Below are 11,541 nucleotides of genomic sequence, written 5' to 3' on the forward strand. Positions count from 1 at the left end.
GAATTATATGATTAATCGATTTTGATTCCCTTGCCAGACAATTGTGCAAAAACAGTATCTAATGAATCGCGCTCGAGAATAATCTCACTGGGACGCCACCCTTTTTCTACTCCCATTTCAGTGAAACGGCGTGTCATGAAATGGTCATTCCCATCAAAGTGGAACCGGAAACGAGTTGTTGTCAGTTTCTCGACTTTTAAAATACCTTCAATCTTCTCAAATTCTTCTACTATAGGCGGATTCTCAAATATAGCAACAAAAGTACTAGGTGCCATGTAATTATTAAAATCACGGATAGTACCAGAGAATACTACTGTTCCATGTTCGATCATCTTTATCTCATCACAAGTGGCTTGTACTTCAGAAAGAATATGAGTAGACAACATGACTGCACGATCAACAGCAATTTCCTTAATCAAATTGCGAATTTCTACAATCTGATTCGGGTCAAGTCCGTTAGTCGGCTCATCTAATACGACAAACAACGGATTGTGTACAATTGCCTGAGCTATACCCACACGCTGTTGATATCCTCCGGACAAATTACTAATAAGACGTTTACTAAAGTGCATGATACCACACTTTTCTTTCGCAAAGTCTACAGCTGCTCTGATACTTTTTGGTTCCATCCGGCGGAGTTGCGCACAATAAACCAAATATTCGTCTACCGTAAAATCAGAATACAAAGGCGGTTTTTGAGGAAGAAAACCGATGTATTTCTTAGCTTCCACCGGATTTTCTCTCAAGCTGATGCCATTTATAAAAACTTCACCCTCTGTCTGATTCAATACTCCACACATGATGTTCATAGTAGTCGACTTCCCTGCACCATTGGAGCCCAACAGACCAAAAACACCTTTTTTCTTGATTTCAAGATTAATGTCCCGAATAGCCCATTGTACGCTGTAACGATGTGAAAGGTGTTCTACCCTCACAATAGATTCATTCATAACACTTGTTAATAAGTTAAATATCTTATAAATACATTAAAACACAGAATTGATATATTAGGCTATTATAAATAAAGAATGTGTATTTTAACTTTGTGTCGTTCTTGTTTATAAATCCCTAAAAAACTCCGCGAAATTATAAACCTTTATAATTATACGCAAATTTTTCAGGTTTTAGTTTTATATGCACTTTTTTTTCAAAAACTTAATAAGTAACATATAGTCAGCAATATATATAATAAATAGACAGTTTACACCAGACAACGCATCAAATAAACTCAATTCTCCCAATATTTAATTTCTAAAAGTCAAAAAGTTGCATTTGAAACTTTAACTTTTATTAATCCTTAAGCTAGAATTTGTCTTTTTTAGCAAATTTAACAAAAAAGGTAAACACCTAATGAACAAAAAGAGAGATACTATCTTTTAAACACATTTAGTCTGTTTCTTAAATTACTTAACTAAATTATATCTTCCTTCCCCATTAAACCTTTGGTGCCTGTTATTGTCTAACTGAAAAGAATAAAAACATATCTATTACGATACTAAAACCATGAATAAAAAGACAAAATGGGGCATAATTATCTTAGTAAGTGCCGGAATTATCGGTGGAGGGATCTACTCTCAATTACCAAAAACGAACGATGAATTGGCTGCTGCCGACAAAGTGCTGAGCAACAACAAAAAGAATGGAAAAAAAATTCTGAATGTTAATGCTAAGATCATAAAACCACAACTATTAACTGACGGATTTCCAACCATTGGTTTACTCAAACCTGACGAGGAGGTAGATTTATCTTTTGAAACATCCGGAAAAGTAATTGAAATAAACTTTGAAGAAGGAACAGCTGTAAAAAAAGGGCAGCTTCTTGCTAAAGTTAATGATCGTCCATTGCAAGCACAATTACAAAGATTACTTGCTCAATTAAAGTTGGCAGAAGATCGTGTGTTTCGCCAAGATGCCTTATTAAAGCGGGATGCGGTCAGTAAAGAGGCTTATGAACAAGTAAAAACAGACTTAGCCACCCTCAATGCTGATATAGAAATAGTGAAAGCAAACATTGCATTAACAGAACTGCATGCTCCTTTCGACGGAATAATTGGTCTTCGACAAATCAGTGTCGGATCATATGCCTCGCCAACCACAGTGGTTGCTAAGCTAACTAAAATAGCTCCACTAAAAGTTGAGTTTTCTGTACCGGAACGTTACGCTACACAAATAAAAAAAGGTACCAATCTTACTTTTAAGGTTGAAGGGAAGCTAGATGCATTCAATGCGCAAGTGTATGCGGTTGAATCCGCCATTGATCCTGATCTGCATCAGTTTACCGCCCGCGCGCTCTATCCGAACACTAATCGCGCATTACTTCCCGGTCGTTATGCTAACATCTTATTAAAAAAGGAAGAAATACCTAATGCCATTGCTATCCCGACAGAAGCTATCCAACCGGAAATGGGTAAGGATAAAGTGTTCTTATATAAATCCGGCAAAGTTGAACCAGTAGAAGTGACGACAGGAATCCGTAATGAATCCGAAGTACAAATTATCCGGGGATTACAAGTTGGAGACACCATCATTACTTCCGGAATCTTGCAACTTCGTCTGGGCTTGCCCGTCACTTTGGATAACATTGACTAAAACCTTCCCAGTATGAATATATCTGAATTAAGTATACGCCGTCCAGTATTAGCCACGGTACTCACGATCATTATTCTTCTCTTTGGATTCATCGGATACAACTACTTGGGTGTTCGTGAATATCCATCGGTAGACAATCCAATTATTTCAGTCAGTTGTTCCTATCCCGGTGCTAATGCCGATGTAATCGAGAATCAAATTACCGAACCATTGGAACAAAACATTAACGGTATTCCGGGAATTCGTTCTCTATCCAGTGTCAGTCAGCAAGGACAATCCCGCATTACAGTGGAGTTTGAATTATCGGTAGACCTTGAAACTGCAGCGAATGATGTTCGCGACAAAGTGTCTCGCGCCCAACGTTATCTTCCTCGCGACTGTGACCCGCCTACTGTTTCAAAAGCTGATGCAGATGCTATGCCTATCTTAATGGTAGCACTTCAAAGCGATAAACGTTCACTACTTGAATTAAGTGAAATTGCCGATTTGACTGTAAAAGAACAATTACAAACCATTTCTGATGTAAGTAGTGTGTCTATCTGGGGAGAGAAACGTTATTCAATGCGTCTTTGGCTGGACCCAACAAAAATGGCAGGATATGGCATTACACCTATTGACATAAAAAATGCGGTAGATAATGAAAATGTAGAACTTCCTTCCGGTAGTATCGAGGGAAATACTACAGAATTGACGATTCGTACATTAGGACTCATGCATACGGCAGAAGAGTTCAATAATTTGATCATAAAGGAATCTAATAATCAGATTGTACGTTTCAGCGATATAGGGCGAGCGGAACTAGGTCCGGCAGATATCAAAAGCTACATGAAAATGAATGGAGTACCGATGGTGGGAGTTGTAGTAATTCCACAGCCCGGTGCTAACCATATCGAAATTGCCGATGCTGTTTATCAGCGTATGGAGCAGATGAAGAAAGATTTGCCAGAGGATGTACATTACAATTATGGATTCGATAATACTCAATTTATTCGTGCCTCTATCAATGAGGTTAAGTCAACGGTATATGAGGCTTTCATATTAGTCATTATCATTATTTTTCTTTTTTTACGCGACTGGCGTGTAACATTGGTACCTTGTATTGTGATTCCAGTATCACTGATCGGTGCATTCTTTGTAATGTATCTGGCAGGATTCTCCATCAATGTACTTTCCATGCTAGCCATTGTACTCTCCGTAGGACTTGTGGTGGACGATGCAATCGTAATGACGGAAAATATCTATATACGTATTGAACGTGGGATGAGTCCAAAAGAGGCAGGTATTGAGGGAGCTAAAGAAATCTTCTTTGCCGTCATTTCAACTACTATTACGTTAGTAGCTGTGTTTTTCCCAATTGTTTTCATGGAAGGTACTACCGGACGTTTGTTCCGAGAATTTAGTATCGTAATCTCCGGTTCGGTAATCATTTCATCATTTGCTGCATTGACTTTTACTCCAATGCTGGCAACCAAGCTACTCGTAAAAAGAGATCAGAAGAATTGGTTTTACCGTAAGACCGAACCATTCTTCAATGGATTGAACAACATATATAGTCGCTCATTGGCAGCTTTCCTAAGTAAACGCTGGATTGCTATTCCTTTCACTCTCATCACGATTTGCGTAATTGGATATTTATGGAACACAATTCCCGCAGAAATGGCGCCATTAGAGGACCGATCACAAATCACGATCAATACACGTGGTGCTGAAGGTATCACTTATGAATATATTCGCGATTATACGGAAGATATTAACCAACTTGTGGATTCTATACTACCGGATGCAGAAGCAATTACAGCCCGAGTATCGAGTGGTAGTGGAAATGTCCGTATTACCTTGAAAGATATGAAAGATCGTGACTATACTCAGATGGAAGTTGCTGAGAAGATATCTAAAGCCGTACAAAGTAAAACAATGGCACGTTCGTTCGTGCAACAGCAGTCTTCTTTTGGAGGAAGACGAGGAAGCATGCCTGTTCAATATGTGCTACAAGCAACCAATCTGGAAAAATTGGAGGAAGTTCTACCTAAATTTATGGCTAAGGTATATGAGAATCCGATCTTTCAGATGGCGGATGTGGACTTGAAGTTCAGTAAACCGGAAGCACGTATTCAAATAAACCGTGATAAAGCGAGTGTTATGGGTGTAAGTACCAAAAATATAGCGCAAACATTACAATACGGTTTGAGTGGTCAGCGAATGGGATATTTCTACATGAACGGAAAGCAATATGAAATTCTTGGCGAAATTAATCGTCAGCAACGTAATAAGCCGTCCGATTTGAAAGCGATTTATATCCGAAGCAATAACGGAGAAATGATACAATTAGATAACTTGATAGAGTTAGTCAATGGTATCGCTCCGCCGAAATTATACCGCTACAATCGTTTTGTATCTGCCACTATATCCGCCGGACTTGCTGATGGAAAAACCATTGGCCAAGGATTGGAAGAGATGGATAAGATTGCGAAAGAGACGCTGGATGATTCTTTCCGTACAGCACTGGCCGGTGACTCCAAAGAATATCGTGAAAGTTCTTCCAGTCTTATGTTTGCTTTCATTTTGGCCATTCTGCTGATTTACTTGATTCTGGCAGCTCAATTTGAAAGTTTCAAAGATCCATTGGTAATCATGCTGACAGTGCCTTTGGCTATTGCCGGAGCTTTAGTATTTATGCACTTCAGTGGAATCACGATGAATATTTTCAGCCAGATCGGTATTATCATGTTAATTGGTCTAGTAGCAAAGAACGGTATCTTAATTGTAGAATTTGCCAACCAGAAACAGGAAACCGGTATCGACAAGATGTCGGCTATTAAAGACGCAGCCTTACAACGTCTTCGTCCGATTTTGATGACAAGTGCTTCTACGGTATTGGGATTAATCCCACTCGCATTTGCCACCGGTGAAGGTTGTAATCAGCGTATTGCTATGGGTACTGCAGTAGTTGGCGGTATGGTGGTTTCTACCTTGCTTACAATGTATATTGTTCCTGCTATTTATAGTTACATTTCAACCAACCGAATTAAAAAGTTAAAAGAATGAATCCAAAAGTAATTTGCATGAAACGCATTATATATATCATTACAGCATGTATCTTTCTATCGGTTTCTGATGCAAAAGCGCAACCACAGGTTCGTACATTAAAGGACTGCCTGGAAGAGGGATTACAAAACAATTATTCGCTGAGTATTATCCACAATGAAGAACAAATCAGCAAGAATAACGCAACGTTAGGAAATGCCGGATACTTACCGACATTAGACTTCTCCGCCGGCTATAAAGGTAATTTAGACAATATTGAAACGAAATCCCGTGCGACCGGAGAGATTACCAGCAACAACGGTGTGTACGATCAGACTGTTAATGTAGGGCTTAACCTGAATTGGACCATCTTTGACGGATTCAACATCAGTACCACCTATCAACAATTAAAAATATTAGAACGTCAAGGTGAAACCAACACTCGGATTGCCATCGAAGATTTCATAGCTACTCTGACTTCTGAATATTACAATTTTATCCAACAGAAGATTCGCCTGGAGAATTTCCGATATGCCATGTCATTATCAAAGGAGCGCCTGCGTATTGCAGAAATAAGTCATCTTGTCGGCAAGTTTTCCGGTTTGGATTATCAACAGGCAAAGGTAGACTTCAATGCAGACAGCGCACAATACATAAAGCAACAAGAGTTACTTCGTTCTTCCTGTATCCAATTAAATGAGTTAATGGCTAATAAAAATGTAGATCAGTTTATTGTAATCAAAGATTCCACAATCAATATAGACAGCAGTTTGCAATTTGAAGAATTATGGAAATCGACTCTGACTACTAATGCCTCCTTGCTGAGAGCCGATCAAAATACAACTCTCTCGCAATTGGATTATAAAAAGATAAATTCGCGCAATTATCCATATCTTAAATTAAATACCGGATATGGATATACTTTCAATAAATATGACATCAACGCAAATACCAGAAGAGGTGACTTAGGCTTTAATGCAGGAGTCACTGTCGGCTTCAATATATTTGACGGTAATCGACGTCGTGAAAAACGGAATGCAAGTCTTGCCATTAAGAACAGCCGTTTGGAGCGCCAGGAACTTGAACTGGCACTTCGCTCGGATCTTAGCAATTTATGGCAAGCCTATCGCAATAATCTTCAATTATTAAACCTAGAACGGCAAAATGTTATAACTGCTAAAGACAATCATGAGATTGCCATGGAACGTTATATACAAGGAGACATTTCCGGTTTCGAAGTTCGTGAAGCACAAAAGAGCTTACTGGATGCAGAGGAACGCATTCTTACGGCTGAATACAACACTAAACTTTGCGAGATTTCATTATTGCAAATCAGTGGTAAGGTCATGCACTATCTCGAATCAGGAAATTAAGCTCTACTATTTTACCAATTCAAACGGATTTTGCGCCTCACCTGTATAACGGTAGAGGCGTATATTACTCCCCTGTCCTTCTGCAGAACGATAATTCTGAGAAATGTAGAAGTAACCTTTCCCCAATGAGCATATTCCCGTCGATCCGATAGTAAAGTTCCAGCCTCGGATACCCGTTGATTCATCCTTCAATCCTTCTGCTTTGAGAGGTACAACAAAACCTTTCTTGAGATAAGGTATACCTTTGAGAGGCTGCTTCACTGGACGTCCCACACCATCTATAGCGTAAAGAGAATAGTTTGGAAAATGCTTCTTCTTACCACTGTATACACACATAAACCAGTTATTAGTATGAGGGTCGTACTCCAAGTTTTGCACGCCATAAGTGGTATTACCTGTCATGACAAAATACTCTCTGTCAGGTTGGGCAGGACCATTAGTATGCATATTTTCCTGTGAAAGTGGCGCCTCATATTTGTGCCACTTACTCGTATCATATTGCAACAATACTTGATAGTCGTTGTCAGAACGGTCCACTTCACCGTAAATACCATAAGCTACTGTGAGATATTCCTTGCCATCCTTCTTTCCGAAGCGAGGTCCGAAGCTCACACCATCTATCCCACTACAACCAAAGCGATGTTGTTTCTCACCCTCATTCGTAGTAACTTTAGCCAGATAGTCGTTTAATACAGTAGGTAGATAAACCGTAGTCATAATACCATCCTTTTCGGCGTCCATATCCATACGCGTGATACGTTTCACATCAAAGATAGCTATATAGAAGGCATTGTCCAATTTACGGGCACTCTTCTCCATCTTCAAGATGCCCTTGCCAATGCCATCATCTTTATATTCCAGTGAACCATATACACGACCATCTTTCGCATTAAAATCCAAACAACCAAGATGTCCCAAAAGACCTTTCACCGATCCTACTACGTTTCCGTTAAGATCTGCCTTAATGAGCATAGTGGTATACGAAAGATAGATATATTTTCGTTCGGCATCAACCGCGATACCCTGTATGTGGCCAGCCTTATAAGGGCCTGACTTAATGGTTTTAGGTAGGTTTTGCAACTCTGTAACTCCGTTCTGTGCTGAGACGAAAAGCACATCTGAAACAGCTAATAAAGCCGTTACTACAAAAATAAAAAAGCGTTTCATATTTATTGATTCTAGATTATTTCCGCAAAGATACGAAAATAAACACAAATCGCAAAATTTCTTTTTATAGCCAAAATCTTTAGATTACACTTTCATTTTATATTATTATAATAATGTCGCAAGACAAAGTACTCAATAAACCATTCATTTTTGAGCACAGGCCGAAGGTTATCCACAATGTACTTAGCAATCCTTCCTGTACGGTAAATGAGTCGCACCAACATCCAGGAAACGATAAAAGCGACTACAGCAGCTACAGGTATCTGCAAAGGAACTGGCACATGAATGGCTCTTACTAATTCAACCGAAGGTCCGGTAAAGAAATAGTGAATCATATAAACTCCAAAACCGCAAACTGTAAGATTTGCCAAGGCTTTTCTCACTTTTTCCGAACGTACATTGGCTTTCTTCGCCAGCATAAAAACAGGTATAGTCATCATTACTACGTTGATAGAACAGTAAGTAAAGAATAGCTCAAGCATTTCATCCGTATACTCCGACAAAGCTGTCATATGGCGGAAACCAAAGAAAGTCACACAGTAACCAACCGCAAACATCGGAATACCGATAAGCAGGGTTTTACGCCTACTCCATTCAATATTACGCAAATAATGTCCCAACAATAAGTATCCATTAAATCCGGCAAAAGCATAAAGCATTCCAAATGAGTTCCATGGACAGGTACCCCACAGATATCCGGAAACAAATTGATAGTAATAAGGAAGAAGTAACGTCACTCCCCAAGCCACCAGGAACATGAGTTTAGCACGCTCCGAAGCTTTTTCTACCCATGCCGAAAAAACAGGCAAATAAAGATAAAGTCCGATCAGCAGATAAATATACCACATATGTACTGCCAGAATGGAGAAGTTAAAAGGAATCGATGCTATATATTTCATAGCGACAGAGAAAGACTGACGCATCACATCTCCACCTGCATAGGGAAAGAAATCAAGAATAATTTGAGGACTCAATCCTAACAGTCCCGTTATCCAAGGGAAAAGATTATAGAGGATCGACCAGAGTAAGAACGGGAAAAACACACGAGGAATACGTTTCTTATAAAAAGTAGATGCATCCCCTTTAACAGGCAACAATAGCGCTCCTGTAATCATCACAAACAGAGGTACACAAGGGCGCAATGCCGCCCCGTAAATTGCCCCCCAGAATTTTATTTCTTCAATATTGGGAGCTGTACCGGGATAAAAGTTAAAAGGATCGGTGCAATGACAACAGACTACTGTAAACATTGCAATTAAACGTACTACATCTAGCCAAACGATATGCTGATTGTTCTGATTAGGTAGTTTTATCGTGGATTGGTTCATCAGATTACAAGTATTTGAAAAGAAAGTTAGTAAAAAAGGGATACCTATACGCACAATGACAGGTATCCCTTTAATTATTTAATTAAGTGATAGTAATTACTTACTACCGCTTAAAGTACAACGAGGTTTGATTTGCTTGAAGAAGTCATTACCCTTATCATCAACCAAGATAAATGCTGGGAAATCTTCTACCTCTATTTTCCAGATAGCTTCCATACCCAATTCAGGATATTCCACACATTCTATGCTCTTGATATTGTTTTGAGCAAGAATAGCAGCCGGTCCACCGATAGAGCCTAAATAGAAACCACCATGATTTTTACAAGCATCCGTCACTTGTTGGCTGCGGTTACCCTTTGCAAGCATAATCAAGCTACCGCCATGACTTTGGAACAAATCAACATACGAGTCCATACGTCCGGCTGTAGTCGGTCCCATTGAACCACAAGCCATACCTTCCGGAGTTTTTGCCGGGCCTGCATAGTAAATAGGATGATCTTTGATATATTGAGGCAAATCTTCGCCACGATCCAAACGTTCTTTCAGTTTAGCATGAGCAATGTCACGACCTACGATAATAGTTCCATTCAATGACAGACGGGTAGCTACCGGATATTTAGTAAGTTCTTTCAGAATCTCCGGCATCGGACGATTCAAGTCTATCTTGACAGCATCACCCTCGCCAGCCTGACGCAGTTCCGCAGGTATCAGGCTACCCGGATTAGAGTCTAGTTTTTCGATCCAAATACCTTCTTTATTAATCTTACATTTAATGTTACGGTCAGCAGAGCAAGATACGCCCAAACCTACCGGACAAGAAGCACCATGACGAGGTAAACGGATGATGCGAACATCGTGAGCAAGATATTTACCACCGAATTGCGCACCTAAACCAATCTTATGAGCTTCTTCCAACACCTGTTTTTCCAATTCAACATCACGAAAAGCGCGTCCGAATTCATTTCCTGTAGTCGGCAAGTTATCATAAAAATGAGTAGAAGCCAATTTTACAGTCAGTAAGTTCTTTTCAGCCGAAGTTCCACCAATAACAAAAGCGATGTGGTAAGGAGGACAAGCCGCAGTACCCAACGTTTTCATCTTCTCCACCAAAAAAGGAACCAATGTGTTCGGATTCAAAATTGCTTTTGTCTCCTGATACAGATAAGTTTTATTTGCAGAACCACCACCTTTCGTTACACAAAGGAATTCATATTCCATACCTTCGGTAGCTTCAATATCAATTTGTGCAGGGAGGTTACATTTTGTATTTACCTCATCATACATATTTAGAGGCGCGTTTTGCGAATAACGAAGATTTTCTTCCGTATAAGTTTTATAAACACCTAATGAAAGAGCTTCTTCATCGCAAAAACCTGTCCATACCTGCTGTCCTTTTTCACCATGAATAATTGCTGTACCCGTATCCTGACAAAAAGGTAATACTCCTTTAGCAGCCACTTCTGCATTACGGAGAAAAGTCAATGCCACATATTTATCATTTTCACTAGCTTCCGGATCACTAAGAATCTTAGCAACTTGTTCGTTATGCGAACGACGAAGCATAAATGACACATCACGAAAAGCCGCATTAGCCATCGCAGTCAAACCTTCTTTCTCCACTTTCAGGATAGGATTGCCTTCAAACTCGCTTACTGATACATAGTCTTTTGTAAGCAGATAATACTCAGTTGTATCTTTCCCCTTTTCAAACATGGGCTGATACTTAAACGGAGGTGTTGCCATAAGTTTCTTATTTTATTACGTAATATTAGTTAGTGAGGCAAAGGTAATAAATATGAATGAAGAATGTAGAAGGAAAAATGAAGAATTAAGAATGAATAACGGAGAACCCGGTTGTTTCAGTTAGTTTCAGTTAGTTGAAACAAAGTGTTCTATTACTTGAAACAAAGTGTTCCAAGTAGGGAAACAAACTGTTTCAAGTAACAAAACACTTTGTTTAGAGACTTTGAACAGTTAATTCAAGCAGTTGAAACAGTTGGTAGAAGAAACAAAGTGACTACTTTGATAGGTTCAATATTCTAAAATAAAAAAGGTTAGTG

6 protein-coding genes and 1 pseudogene are annotated in these 11,541 nt (G+C 39.2%); 3 read left to right on the plus strand and 4 right to left on the minus strand.

The window, feature by feature from the left end; genetic code table 11:
* Window positions 1–11: 11 nt before the first annotated feature.
* A complete protein-coding gene (locus JCM17102_RS04125) occupies window positions 12–950 on the minus strand; it encodes an ABC transporter ATP-binding protein (RefSeq protein WP_025074106.1) in 939 nt (312 codons plus the stop codon).
* Between the two features lie 553 nt (window positions 951–1,503).
* Here JCM17102_RS04125 and JCM17102_RS04130 point away from each other — a divergent pair.
* From JCM17102_RS04130 to JCM17102_RS04140, 3 genes are read left to right on the plus strand one after another with little or no spacing between them, the layout of a single operon-like run.
* Complete coding sequence (locus tag JCM17102_RS04130) at window positions 1,504–2,589, plus strand: efflux RND transporter periplasmic adaptor subunit (RefSeq protein WP_025074107.1); 1,086 nt, start codon at window positions 1,504–1,506, stop codon at window positions 2,587–2,589.
* Window positions 2,590–2,601: 12 nt separating this feature from the next.
* On the plus strand, window positions 2,602–5,634 hold the full coding sequence (locus tag JCM17102_RS04135) for an efflux RND transporter permease subunit (protein WP_025074108.1): 3,033 nt from the start codon (window positions 2,602–2,604) through the stop codon (window positions 5,632–5,634).
* On the plus strand, window positions 5,631–6,986 hold the full coding sequence (locus JCM17102_RS04140; protein WP_025074109.1) for a TolC family protein: 1,356 nt from the start codon (window positions 5,631–5,633) through the stop codon (window positions 6,984–6,986). Before JCM17102_RS04135 ends, JCM17102_RS04140 begins: the two co-directional genes overlap by 4 nt.
* Before the next feature lie 6 nt (window positions 6,987–6,992).
* On the opposite strand, the gene JCM17102_RS04145 is transcribed toward JCM17102_RS04140, so the two are convergent.
* From JCM17102_RS04145 to JCM17102_RS04155, 3 genes and pseudogenes are all read right to left on the minus strand, one after another.
* On the minus strand, window positions 6,993–8,153 hold the full coding sequence (locus tag JCM17102_RS04145; protein ID WP_245798467.1) for a hypothetical protein: 1,161 nt from the start codon (window positions 8,151–8,153) through the stop codon (window positions 6,993–6,995).
* Window positions 8,154–8,326: 173 nt separating this feature from the next.
* Window positions 8,327–9,481, minus strand: a pseudogene (locus JCM17102_RS04150) (acyltransferase); the annotation flags it as partial.
* A gap of 96 nt (window positions 9,482–9,577) precedes the next feature.
* A complete protein-coding gene (locus JCM17102_RS04155; protein ID WP_025074112.1) occupies window positions 9,578–11,224 on the minus strand; it encodes a fumarate hydratase in 1,647 nt (548 codons plus the stop codon).
* Window positions 11,225–11,541 lie beyond the last annotated feature (317 nt).

Source organism: Bacteroides faecichinchillae JCM 17102 (assembly GCF_000614145.1).
Classification (GTDB): Bacteria; Bacteroidota; Bacteroidia; order Bacteroidales; family Bacteroidaceae; genus Bacteroides; species Bacteroides faecichinchillae.